This is a genomic window from Candidatus Pantoea multigeneris (genome assembly GCF_011752615.1).
GTDB classification, from domain to species: Bacteria; Pseudomonadota; Gammaproteobacteria; order Enterobacterales; family Enterobacteriaceae; genus Pantoea; species Pantoea multigeneris.
In genome coordinates, this window is the sequence record NZ_VWXF01000001.1 from 1,001,721 (window position 1) to 1,018,023 (window position 16,303).

A 16,303-nucleotide genomic window follows, 5' to 3' on the forward strand; every position below is an offset into this window, starting at 1 on the left:
TATCCATAAGGGAAAGGGGCTGATTTAACGTGTCATCAGCGTATTGGTTTGATTAATAATAATTTGTCCAAGGCTGTGCAGCGCCTGTGTCAACGCGCCCTCTTCGGCATCGGTGGATTGCGCGGCCAGTAGTGCTTTCAGGCTCTTGAGCAGGACCAGCGTTTCTGTCGACGGCTGTTGTCCTGCTTTGCGGCACTGGATGATCGCGTTGATGGCTGGGTTAGCGCTGTTGAGATAGAGGATTTTGCTTTGCGTTTGCGTCACTTTCTGCGTGAACTGCTTTGCCAACATCAATGCCGCGGTGCTCATCCGCTTATCCGCATCATCCTCTTCCAGGCGCTTTTTCAGTTCCGCTTCACGATCTTTCACCAGCATCAGCGGCAGCACATCCGGCTCAAAACGCGCCACCACAAACGCTTCATCTGGCTGAGCCAGTTGCTGTTGCCACCACTGCTCTTCCGCTTCTGGCAGTTCCTGCACCGAGAAAAGCTGTTCATTACCGGCGCGGGTACCCAGTTCAATTAAGCGGGCCGCATGGCTCTGCGCCCAGCGGCGTAAAAACGGCACCACGGCGTAGCGGTCACCCAGCGCGACGGGTTTTTGTTGCAGGCGGAATAACATCCCTTCAAAACCCGAGTCCTCGCCCAGCATCATGGTGATGGTGTTATCACGTCTGAGGTCGCGCGCGGGCATATTGCCCTGCGTGGTGGGGATCAGCAGTTCGTTCTGTAACAGGGCAAATAGCCGCTCATCACACAAGGCGGCACCCATCAGGGCTTCATTGTGGCGAGTCAGCACCCGACGCCAGATTTCCGGCTGTTTTTGCGCTAACAGCCCAAGGCCGCTAATCAGCGCTTCATTGATCGCTAACTGCGTTGCCTCATAGCTGGCATCCCGTTGGAGATCTTCGCGACTGGCGGTGGGGATCAGCGCTGATGACTCCAGCACCCCGCCGACAAACCCTGCCCAGGGGGGCAACAGTTCGCGTGCCTGGTCGTCAATCAACATGCCGCGTAGGAACAGTGAGACATTACGGTTATCGCTGGTGCCATAGGTAGCACCGTCCTGTAACCAAAGAATGCCGCGAACGTCGCTACCGCCGTCAGGCACCACCGGTAACACGCAAAGTGGGGTAAAGCGCGTTTCAAAACGCTGGGCAAAGGCCAACTGCTGTTTTTGGATCAAAGCCGGATGCAGGGCGATGGATGAGGATGCGTTTTCCCGCCACGGCGGCTGAATGTGATTAATGGCTTGCTCGTCATCGCCAACATAGACCGGCTCTTTGAGCAAAGCACAGTAGCGCCCCAGTACCGCACTGAGATGGCGGTGGCTCGCAAGGTGCGCTAACTCAGGCTTGAGGATCAGCTCAACCGTGGACCCCACGGGCTGTGAACGCGTTGCTTCAACCGTATAGGTTTCACCATCGCTGGAGTTGTAACACCAACTCGCGGCAGGCTCCTGCCAGGAGGTGGTATTGACAGTAACCTGCTGCGACAGAACAAACGAGGAGGCAAATCCGAGGCCGAACATGCCAATCAGCCCATTTTGCTCTTCATCCTGGCGCAGTTGGCGGGTGTAGCTCAGCCCTACGGTTGCCAGAAAGCGGTGAATTTCACTTTCCGTCAGCCCCGAGCCATTATCTGTAACGCTGATCGAGGGAATTTCTGGTCGACAACGCACTTCAATGCGCCCTGCTTGCTGCCAGTCAGGTTGCTCAAGTCGGCGGCGTAAAATCGCATCATGGGCGTTTTGCACCAGTTCGCGAATCGCCACTATTGGCGTCGAATAAAGGTGCTGACTGAAAACCTGCATCAGTCCCTGAAGGTGTACGGGCGTCTGGTGTTTAACAATTGATGAAACGGCTGCCTTTTCTTCCATGGCAATTCCTCATTACGGTCTACGGCCTGGGCGGCGCAAACAATTCCTGCAATGATTAGTCGGAGAAACTTCCGACTCGTGACAGAGCCAGGCGGGATGCCCCGCTGGCGGATACGGCAGGTGCCGGATGGCACCTAAACAGGCGTGGTAACGACGCTAAGCGCTGCCTGAATCGCGACTAGCTTTTAACGGCGTAATTGCACTGAAACCACTTTTTCTTCAGCCCTGGGTAGTGGCTGTCCTGCGCCGGTAACCCCTCTACTTTATCAAATCCGTGCTGCTCACAATACTGGGATAAGTCGAGCTGCATCGCATCCTGGTTAACCGTTTGGGGATCGTAGCGATATTGTACGGTGTTGTCGCTCTTGTCTTCGGCTACGCGTTCAAAACCCCCTGGCTTATGGACGCTACAACCGGCGAGCAAAGTTAACGCCGCCACGGCGGCAAGAATATTTTTTTTCATTGGGATTCCTCACATTAGCGGTATTTTAAGGTCGCCGCCACGCACCTGCCTATAGGAATAAACGCAAAGCGAAAGCTAGCTATTAGCAATCAATGCAATAGTTTTAATTGGCTATACCTTTATTCAGGCGTGTGTGATGATGCAGCCAGATGTCACAAAGGCTGTTCCACACCAGGGAAGAGCGACTAACTAAAAAGAGATAACCTGACCTTCGGCCCGCCTTATGCGGGCTTTTTTTTATCCGGAAAGCGAGACCATTGTACGCAGCAGGTTGGCCGCGCGCTTGTCAGGTAATGCGAGAATTTTACTGTAGAGGTCGATGGACATGCTGCACATCCCGGCGCGGTTAACGGCGGTATCTGCCGGCATGTTCAACTGTTGCAGTTTATCGCCCCAGCGGCTGTAAAGCTGCGTCACGACCTGTTGCAAATCTTTGTGCGCCTGAGTCTGATCAATCGCGACTTCATTGCCCGTGCTGTTCAGCAACAGTTGTTCCGTGGTCTGTTGATCCAGCTGATTCAACTGCGGCGACAGCACTTGCTCCAGATTCACGCCACCACTCACCTGCGGATAGAGAAAACGGAAGCACAGCAGCGGATCTTTTTGCTGCAGGGCCTGCATCTCCTGCACTGCCACAGAAACATAGTGGTGCACGGTGGCGTCATCCGCTTTTGCCATACGCTGGTTCATGACATCGGTGAGCCAGCCGCGCAACTCGCCCATCGCCTGTTCGGCAGATTCACCTTTTTGCAGCCGGTGCACCATCTCTTTAACCAGCATCTGCCACAACATCGGTTCTTGCTGCTCAAGTACCCGATAGCCCGGCGTTTGCGCCAGCTGCATACGGGCTTGCAACAGCATAGCCTGTTGCTGTTGGCGGGGTGCCAGCCAGCTAAACCACAGCAGATTCGCCAGCAACAGCGGCAGAATAAACAGCACCACGCCTTGCCAGATGCGCAGGCGGGTGGTGCGGATCAAGACAATAATAATCACTGCCAGCAGCATGAACGCTGCCAGCAAAGTAACAAACTGACCTGTCATGGGTGTTTCAACAATCCTTGCGTGTATCAATCAAGACCGGGCAGTCTGCTCGCTCAATCACTGCGGCACTGACTGACCCTTTCAGTAACCGGTTGAATGGCGAAAGATGTCGACGTCCCATGATAATCATGCTGGCATCGATTTTTTTCGCCTGGCTGATAATGGTTTCAGCCGCTTCACCGGGCAGGATCATACCACGAGCAATTACGCCAGATTGTAACAAAGGTGCCAACGCACGACGCACCACCAACTCGGCGGTGTTCTGCTCATCTTCAGCGGCAATAAAGTCTGCGGCGTCCTCCCCTGCATCAATCTCAATGGTCTGATGACAGGAAGTGTAAGCCGGATCGATGCAGCACAACACCAGCACCTGAGCCTGCTGTGCCAGCGCCTGCTCTGTCGCAAGTTCAATCACTTTCGCCGCAACGGGCGAGTTATCAATGGCCATCAACAACGTTTTCATTTTGGCTATCCCTCAACAGCGGCAATTTTGCCGATTTCGCCCGCCAGTGCCTCTTTGCACTTCAGCATTTCCACACGATAGAACGCCTCCTGCTTCTGAAAGCGCGCAGTGGGCACCAACAGAGAAACAGAGAAACGACCAAACAACGTGTCCAGTGCTACAGCCATGGTGGAGATCCCTTCCAGCGTTTCGCCACGATCGTAGGAGATCCCGCTGGTGCGGACTTCCTCTACTCGCTGCATCAGCTCCGGTAAGGTTTTCACCGTCTGATCGGTCAGCTCTTTCCAGGCCGCACCGACCAACAACTCAATGTCTTCATCGCGCTCTAGCGCCAGCAGCGCACGGCCGCCAGAGGTGCTATAGAGCGGTAGATTCAGCCCCATACGCGGCACCACACGCAGTTCGCGTGAGGCAACAACGTAATGCACGATAGCCAGTTGGGTGCCGCTGGCGCGCGCCAGGGAAACGGTTTCATTGGTGACTTCACTCAGATGCTCAAGCCAGGGTCGCATCAGTTCGACCGCGTCAGTGTGCACGCTGGAGATCAGCTTAAGCAGAGCCGGACCAAGACGCAAACCGCCAGCGCCGCTGCTGCGCACCAGGCGCTCGCTGTCCAGAGCCGCCACAATGCGTTGTACCGTGGAGCGCGGAAGATCGACCGCGTGGGCGATCTCTCCCAGGCTCATGCCGCCGGGGTTTTCGCCCAGCGCGTTAAGAATTTTTGCCGCACGGGCAATGACCTGAATGCCGCCTGATTTTTCATCCTCGCGGCTGGATGGAGATTGAACCATAACGCCTTCCTTATGAGCTGCCTTACTGTACCGTAAAAGCGCATTTTTTACAGCATGTACCGCATTGCAATACAGTAACCCAAAATGTAATATAGCAACCTGTATCACATAGCAATACACTGCATCATAATAATTAGAGACGACTTGCATGAGTGTTCAACCCACATCGCCACCGGCTCCACATCCCTTTACCTTGCGCCTCGCGCTGGGTCTGGTTGGCGTGCTGATCGCTGCGCTGACTTCTGGTCTGAACGATCGCGTGACCGACATTGCTCTGGAGGATATCCGCGCTGCGTTAGGGATCAGCTACGATCTCGGCAGTTGGATCACGTCGGGTTATCAGGCAGCGGAAGTGTCCGCGATGATGATCGCCCCGTGGTTTGCGGTCACCTTCTCACTGCGCCGTTTCACCCTGACGGTGTGCACTGGCTTTATGCTGGTTGGCATCCTGCTGCCCCTGACGCACAACCCATCGCTGTTTATTGCGCTGCGCGTGCTGCAAGGGGTGTTTGGCGGTGCAATGCCACCGATGTTAATGACCGTCGCCCTGCGTTTTCTGCCGCCGCCTTATAAACTGTATGGCCTGGGCGGCTACGCCCTGACCGCCACGTTTGGCCCTAATCTCGCGGCGTCGCTGGCGGCCTTCTGGACCGATGATGTCAGTTGGATGTTTGTCTTCTGGCAGGTGGTGCCGCCGATGCTGATCGTGATGCTGCTGCTGGGCTGGGGGATCCCACAAGACCCTCTGCGCCTGGAGCGCTTTAAACAGATCGATCTGTTTGGCATGGTCACCGGCTGCGCCGGGATGTCGTTGCTGATCCTCGCGCTAACCCAGGGAGAACGGCTGGACTGGCTCAGTTCACCGCTGATCCTCGGGCTGATGCTGACCTCGGCTCCGCTGTTGCTGGTCTTCTTCATTAATGAATGGTTCCACCCGCTGCCGCTGTTCAAACTGCAAATGCTGGAGCGGCGCAACCTGAGCCACGGCCTGCTTGGGCTGGCAGGCGTACTGTTTATTTCACTGGCGGGGTCATCGCTGCCTTCTGCTTATTTCGCGCAGGTCGACGGCTTCCGTACTTTGCAGTTTGCGCCGCTGGCGCTGACTATCGGCTTGCCACAATTGCTGATTGCGCCGCTGGTGGCGGCCTTACTGAACCTGCGCTGGATTGACTGCCGTTGGATGCTAGCCGCCGGGGTGGCGCTGATGATGATCTCTTGCCTGATGGGAATGCAGATTACCACTGACTGGGCGCGGCAGAATTTCTGGTCGATTCAAATTTTGCAGGCCTTTGGTCAACCGATGGTGATTTTACCGATTCTGATGAGCGCCACCAGCGTGGTAGCGCCGCCAGAAGGCCCGTTTGCTTCGGCAATGTTTAATACCGTACGCGGATTTTCCAGTATCGCCTCCGGGAGTCTGGTGGGTTGGTTCCTCAGCCACCGCGAACAGTTCCACTCCAATATTCTGGTCAACAGCGCGGCTAACCGCAGTTGGTTGCTGAGCGCACCGTCCAGCAGTGCCGCCAGCCAAAGCCAGCCCTTGTTGCCCGATGGCAGCGTGAGCAGCAGCGAAAACCTCAGTGGCTTCGCCACGCTGTTAAAACATCAGGCCACGGTACTGAGCCTGAGTGATGGCTGGCTACTGCTGATTGGCTTGTCGCTGGTGATGCTGCTGTTGACCGCCTGGCTACCGCGTCGCGTTTGGCCGCCACAAACCCTGATTCAACCTCCGAGATAATTAATCATGCGTGCTTTTATAATGAGAAAAAACGTTTTGTTGAGCCTGCTGCTGCTGGCGCTGTTACTGATAGCCTTTGCTATCTGGTCAGTGATGACGGCCAACGACCATCGCACCGATGATGCGTACATTAATGCGGATTACACGCTGGTCGCGCCGAAAGTCTCCGGCTATGTCGCTGAGATCAAAGTGGAAGATAACCAGCGGGTTAAAGCCGGGCAGCTGTTAGCGACGCTGGACGACCGCGATTACCGCGTGGCGCTGGAGAGTGCAGAAGCCAGCCTCGCTGTTGCACAGGCCAAACTGGTCAGCAGCCAGGCGCAGCTTAGCCAACAGCAATCGGTGATTGAGCAGGCGAAAGCCACCGTTGCCGCTAACCAGGCTTCGGCACAGTATGCCGATCAGAGTTTTGGTCGATATGATCGCCTGTACAAAAGCGGCACGATTGCGGCCGATGAGCAGCAAAAAGCCAGCTCAACGCTGCGTTCAGCTTCGGCGACCGTGCGTCAGAGCCAGGCCGTACTGGCTTCTGCGCAGCAGCAGATCGCCGTATTACAGGCGGATGTGCGCGAGGCGCAGGCCGGTGTTAGCACCGCAACCGCCAGCGTTGATCAGGCGCGTCTGAATCTTTCTTACACGCGTATCGTCGCCCCGGTTGATGGCATGGTCGGTCAGCGCGGTGTGCGCATCGGCGCTTACGTTTCCGCTGGCACGCGCCTGTTAGCTGTGGTGCCGTTACAGCAGTCCTACGTCACGGCTAACTACCTGGAAACGCAGCTGGCTGATGTTCATCCTGGCCAGAAGGTTAACATTCGCGTTGATGCCCTGCCCGGTCAGACTTTTACCGGTCATGTGGACAGCATTGCCCCGGCCACTGGCGCGACGTTCTCTGCCATTTCACCTGACAACGCCACGGGCAATTACACCAAAGTGGTCCAGCGTTTACCGGTAAAAATTGTGCTGGATGCCGGTCAGGCACACCTCAACGATCTGCGCGTTGGCATGTCCGTGATTCCAAGCATTGAGGCGCACTAAAAAGCGAGAAAAGTCTTGCTCGCAACCCGTTTATTTTGTCAGAAAATGCGCGTAGATTAGCGTCGATCCTGTTCTGAATTCTCAGAACGACCTGAGTCGCAGAGTCTGCTCTGTGACTTATAATCTATTTTGTTGCGCTGGCTCGGGATCGCTACTGCCGTAACTTCTCTGGGGAGTTGTAGTGTGAAATACGCGTTGATGGGAGTGTCATTCTTCCTGTTGCTGTGGGTCGGTACGTTTGTACTGATGGTATAGAGCCTGCCATTGGGGCGACAATCTCGTCGCCCCTGTTGATGTTAACCTTCAGCGTCTTCGTGTTTCTCCACTGGCGGTAAGATGCCATCTTTACGGAACATGTTTTTAATCCCGCGCACCGCCTGACGAATACGATCGCTGTTCTCAATCAGCGCAAAACGCACGTGGGTATCGCCGTAATCGCCAAAGCCAATGCCTGGCGACACGCACACCTTCGCTTCCTGCAACATGTGCTTAGCGAACTCCAGCGAGCCCATCGCCGCATAGCGTTCAGGAATTTTAGCCCAGACGTACATGGAAGCTTTCGGGATCTCAACCATCCAGCCCGCTTCATGCAGCCCTTTCACCAGCACATCACGGCGGCGTTTGTACTGTTCCGCAATATCACGCACGCACTGCTGGTCGCCTTCCAGCGCGGCAATCGCCGCCACCTGCAATGGCGTGAAGGTGCCATAGTCGTGGTAGCTCTTGATGCGAGCCAGTGCCGACACTAACTCTTTATTGCCGACCATAAACCCAATGCGCCAGCCCGCCATGTTGTAGCTTTTTGACAGGGTGAAGAACTCCACTGCCACGTCACGCGCACCGGGCACCTGCATGATGGAAGGCGCTTTCCAGCCATCATAAACAATGTCGGCATACGCCAGATCGTGGATCACCAGCACGTTGTACTGCTTCGCCAGCGCGACAACCCGTTCGAAGAAATCAAGCTCCACGCACTGCGCAGTCGGATTTGACGGGAAGCCGAGGATCATCATTTTGGGCTTCGGATAGCTTTCACGGATCGCACGCTCCAGCTCGTTGAAGAAGTCGACGCCTTCCACCAGCGGCACAGAACGGACCTGCGCACCGGCAATCACCGCGCCGTAGATGTGAATCGGATAGCTCGGGTTGGGCACCAGCACGGTGTCACCATGGTCGAGGGTTGCCAGCATCAGGTGCGCCAGCCCCTCTTTCGAGCCAATGGTCACAATCGCTTCCGATTCCGGATCGATCTCCACCTGGTAGCGATCGGCATACCAGCGCGAAATGGCACGACGCAGGCGCGGAATGCCTTTGGACGTAGAGTAACCGTGGGTATCTTCACGCTGGGCAACTTGCACCAGCTTTTCCACGATGTGCGGTGGCGTAGCGCCATCCGGGTTGCCCATGCTGAAGTCAATAATGTCTTCGCCGCGACGTCGCGCAGCCATTTTTAATTCAGCGGTGATGTTAAACACATAGGGGGGCAAGCGCTCAATGCGCGAAAAGCGACGAGTGGTCATGGAATTCCTCTGAGTACGTAAGCGCCCGGACCGTCCGAGCGACGCTGGCCATCACAATGGCCGCGTTTTGAACATATCGCGGCGCTGTGAGGTTTGTCGAGAGGTGATAGAAAATTATTTTTCCGCTGCGGTTGCAAGCCGACCCAACACCCAGTCGTTAACCCATTCGCCACGTAGCTGGTAGTTATCCCGCAGGCAGCCTTCAAGGCTAAAACCGTTTTTCTCCAGAATACGACGCGAAGCATGGTTGCCTTCAATCACGGTGGCTTTAAGTTTGTGAAACTCCACGCTGAGGAGAAATTCACACAGCGCCCCCAGCGCTTCACCGCCGTAACCCTGCCCAAAGTGTTCGCCCAGTAACATGTAACCGACTTCTGCCTGTCGCCACGGCTGCCACTCGGCGCTACAGCCAATCAATCCAATACCGTGATGCCCTTCGCGCAGGCGAATGACCAGACACAACATGTGATAACTGGTGACGCGCCACGGCGCGAGGCGGTCCATAAAGCGCTGGCGAATATCATCCTCATCCGGGATCTCACTCACCCACGCCATGGTCATCGGGTCCTGATGGACCGCCTTGAACAGCAGCCAGTCTTCCGGCTGGAGGGTGGTTAAAGTGAGACGTGGGGTGAGTAGCTGCATATCTGGCTCCTGAGGGGAAAAGTCTCTGTGCAACATAGCAAAAAGCTGGGGTGAGAACGCTCTACCCGGTCGCGAAAAACTGTTCCCTATTTTACTACTCAACTTTTCCCCTTTTGATTAAAAAAGGCGAAACCGCGCGTCTGGCTGGTAGATCCGCATCACATTTTTTATCATAGCCGCCTCTGTTGTTGGTGGATGATGCTTCGTGCCTTCTCATTTCGATATGCTGCTGGCGGTGCTTGATCGTGCAGCCCTGATGTTGATATGCCTGTTTTTTCTCACGCGTAATCGGCTTTTTCGTCAGCTGCTGCAAAAAGATGACCATACGTTGTTTGAAAAATCGGTGGTTATCGCGATTTTCTCGCTGTTTGCCCTGTTCAGTACCTGGTCGGGTATTGCCGTGGATGGCTCACTGCTCAACGTCCGTGTGATCGCCGTGATGGCGGGCGGTATTCTGTTTGGCCCGTGGGTCGGCATTACTACCGGTGTGATTGCGGGCGTGCACCGATTACTGATTGATTTGCATGGTGTTACCGCGATCCCCTGCCTTATCACCAGTATTGCTGCCGGTATTATTTCTGGCTGGATCCACCGAAAAGTCAGTAAAGAACAGCGCTGGCGTGTAGGGATCATCGGCGGCATGCTGTGTGAAAGCCTGACGATGCTCCTGATTCTACTCTGGGCACGCCCGTTCTCGCTGGGCGTAGAGATTGTCTCCGAAATCGCCATGCCGATGATTTTGGGGGCATCCAGCATTGGCCTCATCGTGCTGCTTGTACAGAGCGTGGAAGGGGAAAAAGAGGCGATTGCCGCGCGTCAGGCGAAGCTGGCGTTAGAAATTGCCAACAAAACGCTGCCGCTGTTTCGCCACATCAACAGCGATTCACTGCGCACCATCTGTAAAATTATTCGCGAAGATATTCATGCTGATGCGGTGGCCATTACCGATAAACAGCAAATCCTCGCGTATGTGGGCTACGGCGAACAAAATTATCAAAACGGTGATGACGGCATCAGCCCAACCACGGCACATGCCATCTCTTCCGGAAAAATCATCATCAGAAACAATGATGAAGCCCACCGCACCCGTGATATTCACTCGATGATTGTCATCCCGCTGTGGGAAAAAGGCAAAGTCACCGGCACGTTGAAGATTTACTACCGGCGCGCCCACCGCATTACCGGTTCACTGCGTGAAATGGCCGTTGGTCTGTCACAAATCATCTCCACTCAGCTGGAAGTGTCGCGCGCTGAGCAACTGCGAGAGATGGCCAATAAAGCGGAACTCCGCGCGCTGCAAAGCAAAATAAATCCCCATTTCCTGTTCAATGCCCTGAATGCGATTTCCGCCTCCATTCGCATGAATCCCGATACCGCACGCCAGTTGGTGATCAATCTGTCGCGCTATTTACGCTATAACCTCGAACTGAATGACGATGAACTGATCGATATCAGTAAAGAGTTGTGGCAGGTGAAAGATTATATCGCCATCGAACAGGCGCGTTTTGGCGACAAGCTGTCGGTGATTTTTGACATCGACGACGATGTGCATTTTCATCTGCCCAGCTTGTTGATCCAGCCATTGGTGGAGAATGCGATTGTGCATGGAATTCAACAAAGTCGTGGCAAAGGTGTCGTGACCTTGAGCATCAAGGATTGTGGTGAGCAAGTGCGCATTATCGTGCGCGATACCGGCCCTGGCATCAGTGATGATGTGATGGCGCGCGTGGCCCGCAACGAAATGCCCGGCAACAAAATTGGCCTGCTCAATGTCCATCATCGCGTCAGATTACTTTCCGGTCAGGGGCTGCGCATTGAACGCCATCAGCCGGGTACTGAGATCTCGTTTGTGCTCAATAAAAATGGCCTGCCCATCAGTACGGGAGGTTTACGATGAAAGCGATTATCGTTGAAGATGAGTTTCTTGCGCAGCAGGAGCTGCGCTGGATGATCGAACAACATAGCCAGATCGCCATCGATGCCTGCTTTGATGATGGTCTGGAAGTGCTGAAATACCTGCAACAACATCGCGTGGACGTGATTTTCCTCGACATCAACATCCCCTCACTGGATGGCATGATGTTGGCAAAGAACATTAGCCTGTTTGCCCATAAGCCACTGATTGTGTTTATTACCGCGTGGAAAGAACATGCGGTAGATGCGTTCGAGCTGGATGCGTTTGACTACATTCTCAAGCCGTATCACGAAGGGCGTATTGTCACCATGCTGCGTAAGCTTGAGGCGCACGGCCTGCCGCAAAAAAGCAGCAACAATACGGCACCGCAGACGGTGAATCTGGTGAAAGATGAGCGCATCATCGTGACCGATATTCAGGATATCTATTACATTGAGGCGAGTGAAAAGCTGAGTATTGTCTACACCCGGCGGGAAACGTTTGTGATGTCGATGAGCATCAGTGAATTCTGTAACCGGCTGCCCGATCCGCCCTTCTTCCGCTGCCACCGCTCGTTCTGCGTGAATATCAGTAAAATCCGCGAAATTGAACCCTGGTTTAACAACACCTATGTGCTGAAACTGCGTGATATGGCCGCGCAAGTGCCGGTGAGTCGCAGCCGGGTGAAAACCTTTCGCCAGCTGATGCGGTTATAGCAGGAGCGGCCTCTGGGCCGCTCACCGTAAAAATTACAACACTTTCCCCAGCACCTGACGCAGGTGCGCACCCGAGCCGAGCAGGCCAGGTTGATCGTGGGTGATCATATAAACCGGAATCGATTTAACGTAGTCATGGAAACGGCCTTTGTCTTCAAAGGCCGCACGGAAGCCAGACGCCTTAAAGAACTCCAGGAAGCGCGGAACGATACCGCCTGCGATATACACCCCGCCAAATGTCCCGAGATTCAGCGCCAGGTTACCGCCAAAGCGGCCCATGATGACGCAGAACAGGGAGAGCGCACGGCGGCAATCTATGCAGCTGTCGGCCAGCGCACGTTCAGAAACATCACGCGGTTTCAGGGCTTCCGGCTCACGCTTGTCTGATTTCACAATCGCACGGTAGAGGTTTACCAGACCGGCACCAGAGAGCACACGCTCAGCGGAAACATGCCCCATCTCCTGACGCAGCACTTCCAGGATCTGATCCTCTTCTTCGCTGTTCGGTGCGAAATCCACATGGCCGCCTTCACCTGGCAGGCTCACCCAGCGCTGATCCACATGCACCAGATGACTCACCCCAAGGCCCGTCCCGGCACCGTAAACGGCAATCGGTTTGTCTTTCACTGGCGCTTCGCCACCAAACTGGATCACGTCGCTTTCAGACAGCATCGGGATCGCCATGGATACAGCGGTGAAATCGTTGATGATTTCCAGCGTCTCAAAGCCCAAAGCCTCTTTCATCGCTTTGGTGGAGAAGGCCCAATCGTGGTTGGTCATCTCAACCCAGTCTTCGGTAATCGGGCAGGCAATGGCGATGCAACCCTGATTAATATCCTGTTTTTGCTCATCAAGATACTGGCGGATAACGGCCTGAAGGCTGTCATAGTCTGACGTTGAGAATGTTTTGGCCTGAGAGAGGGCACCGTTCTCCACCTCACACAGGGCGAGGCGCGCGTTGGTGCCGCCGACATCGCCGACCAGGGCGTATTTATTCATTCTTCTCTAGCTCCGCTTGGGTCCTGAATAGTTGGAGGACACTATAAAATCCTGCCATGAAAACAACAACGCCCACCAGTGCGAAAGGTGAGCGCCGAAAACACATAAGACATAGCCTACCGGGCTTGGCTGCCGACGCACAGCGGCAAGTATCTGAAACTCAGCAACTGTTACGCTGATGCAGCGCATCCGTCACTTTACGCAGCAGCGGCGGGATATCCTCTTTTGCTAGCACCACTTCAACCAGAGACAGCACATCCGGCTGACTCAGCCTGAATAGCACCTCTTCTAACTGCACCGCTTCGGTCACACACCAACTCTGTGCCTGGCAGGTTTGGCTCAGGGCGTGGGGTAGCGCGGTCCAGTTCCAGTTGCTGATATCATTGTACCGCTGCGTTGGCCCATGAATGGCGCGCTCAACGCTGTAGCCGTCATTGTTCAGCAGGAGGATCACGGGCCGCTGCCCATCACGCTGCATCGATCCCAGTTCCTGAATGGTCAGTTGGGCTGAGCCATCGCCAATCACCAAAATCAGACGCCGCTCAGGATCTGCCGTGAGCGCGCCAAATGCCGCCGGAAGAGTATAACCTATAGAACCCCACAGTGGCTGAACCATCAACTGTGCTTTTTCTGGCAGTTGCAAGACGGCTGCGCCAAACGCCGCAGTGCCCTGATCAGCAACGATTAAATCGCCGGGTTTCAGGTAGCGTTGCAGCATGCGCCAGAAGTTGCGTTGCGTAATCGCGCCGCCCTCTTCCACTTCCGCCGGAGGCAACGACGAAAGCCCCGCCTGCCAGTGACGTCCATACTGACGGAACAGTTTTTCCAGAATACGTAAAGCATCCGCCATTGCGACCGAGGCAAACAGGTCTCCCGCCACCTTAGCGTGTTCAGGTTGCAGCTCAATTAACCCCGCAGGCGCAAACTGCTGGGTAAAACCAGCGGTAAGGGTGTCGGTGAAACGCACACCCACCAGTAAAGTGACATCGGCCTGCTCAATCGCCGCCTGAATGCGACTGTCGCTGGCAGCGGCGGCATAAGTCCCCAAGTAGCCCGGCTGTTGTTCATCCAGCACACCTTTGCCCATCAACAGCGTGGCACAAGGGATCGGACGGATTTGGCGCAGCGTTGCCAACTGGGCTGCCACCTGCCAGCGATCGGCCAAAAAGTCCGCCAGCAGGGCGACACGTCTGGCCGGTGCCAACAGGCGCTCTGCTGCATTAGCAAACGCGACAAGTGCCTTTTCATCGCTGACTGCGGCGGTGAATAGCGGCTGGCGCGGCGGATCAATCGGCGTACGCGCGACGTCCACAGCCAGTTGAAGATAGCCAGGTCGACGCTGGCGCAGCATCTGCGTCATGACGTGGTCAATCTCCTGCGCCGCATGTTTTGCCGTCACGACGGCATGCGCCACACTGACTTCGCGCGCCATGCGGTGAAAGTGCTGAAAATCGCCGTCGCCCAGCGAATGGTGGACACAATCGCCACGTTGCTGCACTTCCGTGGCGGGCGCACCCACAATATGCAAGACCGGGACATACTCGGCATAGCTGCCCGCAACGCCATTGATGGCGCTCAGTTCGCCCACACCAAAAGTGGTTAACAACGCGGCCGCACCGTGGCTGCGTCCATAGCCATCCGCCGCATAGGCTGCATTCAGTTCGTTGGCACATCCCACCCAGGTGATCTCAGGGTGGTCAATCACATGATCGAGAAATTCCAGATTGTAGTCGCCAGGCACGCCAAACAAATGTGCAATGCCAGCTTCCTGTAAGCGCTGTAGGAGGTAGTCTGCCACGGTGAAGGTTTTCATTTGCCACTCCTTTATTTTCGCGGGCTTAGATCAAGTATTACTGATGCCCATCGCCCGGCGAATTCATGGGCTATTCTGTTAGCCCGTCAGTGGCAAGCTGGCGTTACGGCGCGGGAATATTCTGGAAGTTGCGATCCGCCGCGCGTTGCCGTGCTGTGTAAACGTATACACTGCTACGCTTTGCTGTTCTTAATCCTTTAGTTACAGGTATGCGCAATGACCTATACGCCTCACCCCGAACGTTATCAGCAGATGATCTATCGTCGCAGCGGACGCAGCGGCTTGCAGTTACCCGCAATTTCCCTTGGCCTGTGGCATAACTTTGGCGATGCAACCCGCGTCGACAACAGCCGGGATCTGCTGCGACACGCTTTTGATCGCGGTATCACCCATTTCGACCTGGCGAATAACTACGGCCCGCCTCCGGGTTCAGCAGAAGAGAACTTTGGCCGTATTCTGCACCAGGATTTTCGCCCGTTCCGCGATGAGCTGATTATCTCCACCAAGGCGGGTTACACCATGTGGCCAGGGCCATACGGCGACTGGGGATCGCGTAAATACCTGATTTCCAGCCTTGATCAGAGCCTGAAGCGGATGGGGCTCGACTATGTAGATATTTTTTACCATCACCGTCCCGATCCGAATACACCGCTGGAAGAGACCATGCAGGCGCTGGACCATGTGGTGCGCCAGGGTAAAGCGCTGTACGCGGCGATCTCCAACTACCCTGCTGACCTGGCGGCCGAAGCGATAGCGATTCTGCGCAGTCTGGGCACACCTTGTTTGATCCATCAGCCGCGCTATTCGCTGTTTGAACGCACGCCGGAACAGGGCCTGCTGGAGACGCTAGGCAACAATGGCGTCGGCTGTATCGCCTTTTCTCCACTGGCGGGCGGCGTCTTAACCGACCGCTATCTGCAAGGCATTCCAGAAGATTCACGCGCGGCCAGTGGCAGCCAGTTCCTGCGCGAAGACCAGTTAACCAGCGAGAAAATGGCGAAGGTGCGTCAGCTCAATGAGATTGCGCAGCAACGTGGACAGAAGCTGGCGCAACTGGCGCTGCAATGGGTCCTGCGTGATAGCCGCGTGACCTCCGTATTGATTGGCGCCAGTAAGACCGCACAGATTGATGATGCCGTGGAGATGTTGCAGCAGGCTGAATTTTCCGAGGCGGAGTTAGCAGCGATAGAAGCGGTGCTGGTGTAAGCGTTTAACCTGCTACGGAATAGTCTCAAATGAGACGCTCCTTACGCTTTTTAGCAGCATTCTTAACGCTTTTATTGTGGCAAAGAGCAGAATAACCGGAC

Annotated in this window: 15 protein-coding genes; 6 read left to right on the forward strand and 9 right to left on the reverse strand. The window is 55.3% G+C overall.

All coding sequences use genetic code 11. The features are described 5' to 3' along the window. Nucleotides 1–24: 24 nt before the first annotated feature. From F3J40_RS04635 to F3J40_RS04655, 5 genes are all read right to left on the reverse strand, one after another. Nucleotides 25–1,878 carry an ATP-binding protein gene (locus F3J40_RS04635; RefSeq protein ID WP_167012756.1) on the reverse strand — a complete coding sequence of 618 codons (1,854 nt, stop codon included), beginning with the start codon at nt 1,876–1,878 and terminating at the stop codon, nt 25–27. Between the two features lie 178 nt (nt 1,879–2,056). Continuing rightward, the gene (locus F3J40_RS04640; RefSeq protein ID WP_017345358.1) at nt 2,057–2,341 is read right to left on the reverse strand and encodes a hypothetical protein; all 285 of its coding nucleotides are present in this window, start codon (nt 2,339–2,341) and stop codon (nt 2,057–2,059) included. Nucleotides 2,342–2,578: 237 nt separating this feature from the next. After that, nucleotides 2,579–3,382, reverse strand: a complete 804-nt coding sequence (locus F3J40_RS04645; RefSeq protein WP_017345357.1) for a hypothetical protein — start codon at nt 3,380–3,382, stop codon at nt 2,579–2,581. A gap of 7 nt (nt 3,383–3,389) precedes the next feature. Further along, the gene (locus F3J40_RS04650; protein WP_017345356.1) at nt 3,390–3,845 is read right to left on the reverse strand and encodes a universal stress protein; all 456 of its coding nucleotides are present in this window, start codon (nt 3,843–3,845) and stop codon (nt 3,390–3,392) included. A 5-nt stretch (nt 3,846–3,850) separates the two neighbouring features. After that, nucleotides 3,851–4,636, reverse strand: coding sequence for an IclR family transcriptional regulator (locus F3J40_RS04655; RefSeq protein ID WP_017345355.1), 786 nt, complete (start codon nt 4,634–4,636; stop codon nt 3,851–3,853). 148 nt (nt 4,637–4,784) lie between these two features. Here F3J40_RS04655 and F3J40_RS04660 point away from each other — a divergent pair, with 148 nt between their 5' ends. From F3J40_RS04660 to ypdK, 3 genes are all read left to right on the forward strand, one after another. Further along, a complete protein-coding gene (locus tag F3J40_RS04660) occupies nt 4,785–6,374 on the forward strand; it encodes an MFS transporter (protein ID WP_167012757.1) in 1,590 nt (529 codons plus the stop codon). A 6-nt stretch (nt 6,375–6,380) separates the two neighbouring features. After that, nucleotides 6,381–7,409 (forward strand): HlyD family secretion protein, encoded by a 1,029-nt coding sequence (locus tag F3J40_RS04665; protein WP_167012758.1) that lies wholly within the window; start codon nt 6,381–6,383, stop codon nt 7,407–7,409. 183 nt (nt 7,410–7,592) lie between these two features. Further along, nucleotides 7,593–7,664, forward strand: coding sequence for a membrane protein YpdK (gene ypdK, locus F3J40_RS04670; RefSeq protein WP_157060479.1), 72 nt, complete (start codon nt 7,593–7,595; stop codon nt 7,662–7,664). 41 nt (nt 7,665–7,705) lie between these two features. On the opposite strand, the gene alaC is transcribed toward ypdK, so the two are convergent. Further along, the gene (alaC, locus tag F3J40_RS04675; RefSeq protein ID WP_017345352.1) at nt 7,706–8,929 is read right to left on the reverse strand and encodes an alanine transaminase; all 1,224 of its coding nucleotides are present in this window, start codon (nt 8,927–8,929) and stop codon (nt 7,706–7,708) included. Nucleotides 8,930–9,043: 114 nt separating this feature from the next. After that, nucleotides 9,044–9,574 (reverse strand): GNAT family N-acetyltransferase, encoded by a 531-nt coding sequence (locus F3J40_RS04680; RefSeq protein WP_167012759.1) that lies wholly within the window; start codon nt 9,572–9,574, stop codon nt 9,044–9,046. 223 nt (nt 9,575–9,797) lie between these two features. Here F3J40_RS04680 and F3J40_RS04685 point away from each other — a divergent pair, with 223 nt between their 5' ends. Next, entirely contained in the window at nt 9,798–11,471 is a 1,674-nt protein-coding gene (locus F3J40_RS04685) for a sensor histidine kinase (protein ID WP_017345350.1), read from the forward strand. Further along, entirely contained in the window at nt 11,468–12,184 is a 717-nt protein-coding gene (locus F3J40_RS04690) for a LytR/AlgR family response regulator transcription factor (protein WP_017345349.1), read from the forward strand. The genes F3J40_RS04685 and F3J40_RS04690 overlap by 4 nt, the downstream gene beginning before the upstream one ends. A 33-nt stretch (nt 12,185–12,217) precedes the next feature. Here F3J40_RS04690 and glk read toward each other — a convergent pair whose 3' ends face one another. Continuing rightward, complete coding sequence (gene glk, locus F3J40_RS04695; RefSeq protein WP_167012761.1) at nt 12,218–13,183, reverse strand: glucokinase; 966 nt, start codon at nt 13,181–13,183, stop codon at nt 12,218–12,220. A 160-nt stretch (nt 13,184–13,343) separates the two neighbouring features. Beyond that, a complete protein-coding gene (locus F3J40_RS04700; RefSeq protein ID WP_167012762.1) occupies nt 13,344–14,996 on the reverse strand; it encodes an alpha-keto acid decarboxylase family protein in 1,653 nt (550 codons plus the stop codon). Nucleotides 14,997–15,212: 216 nt separating this feature from the next. Here F3J40_RS04700 and mgrA point away from each other — a divergent pair, with 216 nt between their 5' ends. Then, nucleotides 15,213–16,202 carry an L-glyceraldehyde 3-phosphate reductase gene (gene mgrA / locus F3J40_RS04705; protein ID WP_167012763.1) on the forward strand — a complete coding sequence of 330 codons (990 nt, stop codon included), beginning with the start codon at nt 15,213–15,215 and terminating at the stop codon, nt 16,200–16,202. Nucleotides 16,203–16,303 lie beyond the last annotated feature (101 nt).

Coding starts and splice junctions, on each gene's coding strand:
- F3J40_RS04660 (WP_167012757.1), top strand. CDS start 4,785: ATGAGTGTTCAACCCACATCGCCACCGGCTCCACATCCCTTTACCTTG.
- F3J40_RS04665 (WP_167012758.1), top strand. CDS start 6,381: ATGCGTGCTTTTATAATGAGAAAAAACGTTTTGTTGAGCCTGCTGCTG.
- F3J40_RS04690 (WP_017345349.1), top strand. CDS start 11,468: ATGAAAGCGATTATCGTTGAAGATGAGTTTCTTGCGCAGCAGGAGCTG.
- F3J40_RS04700 (WP_167012762.1), bottom strand. CDS start 14,996: ATGAAAACCTTCACCGTGGCAGACTACCTCCTACAGCGCTTACAGGAA.
- F3J40_RS04635 (WP_167012756.1), bottom strand. CDS start 1,878: ATGGAAGAAAAGGCAGCCGTTTCATCAATTGTTAAACACCAGACGCCC.
- F3J40_RS04650 (WP_017345356.1), bottom strand. CDS start 3,845: ATGAAAACGTTGTTGATGGCCATTGATAACTCGCCCGTTGCGGCGAAA.
- glk (WP_167012761.1), bottom strand. CDS start 13,183: ATGAATAAATACGCCCTGGTCGGCGATGTCGGCGGCACCAACGCGCGC.
- F3J40_RS04645 (WP_017345357.1), bottom strand. CDS start 3,382: ATGACAGGTCAGTTTGTTACTTTGCTGGCAGCGTTCATGCTGCTGGCA.
- F3J40_RS04680 (WP_167012759.1), bottom strand. CDS start 9,574: ATGCAGCTACTCACCCCACGTCTCACTTTAACCACCCTCCAGCCGGAA.
- F3J40_RS04640 (WP_017345358.1), bottom strand. CDS start 2,341: ATGAAAAAAAATATTCTTGCCGCCGTGGCGGCGTTAACTTTGCTCGCC.
- F3J40_RS04655 (WP_017345355.1), bottom strand. CDS start 4,636: ATGGTTCAATCTCCATCCAGCCGCGAGGATGAAAAATCAGGCGGCATT.
- alaC (WP_017345352.1), bottom strand. CDS start 8,929: ATGACCACTCGTCGCTTTTCGCGCATTGAGCGCTTGCCCCCCTATGTG.
- mgrA (WP_167012763.1), top strand. CDS start 15,213: ATGACCTATACGCCTCACCCCGAACGTTATCAGCAGATGATCTATCGT.
- F3J40_RS04685 (WP_017345350.1), top strand. CDS start 9,798: ATGCTGCTGGCGGTGCTTGATCGTGCAGCCCTGATGTTGATATGCCTG.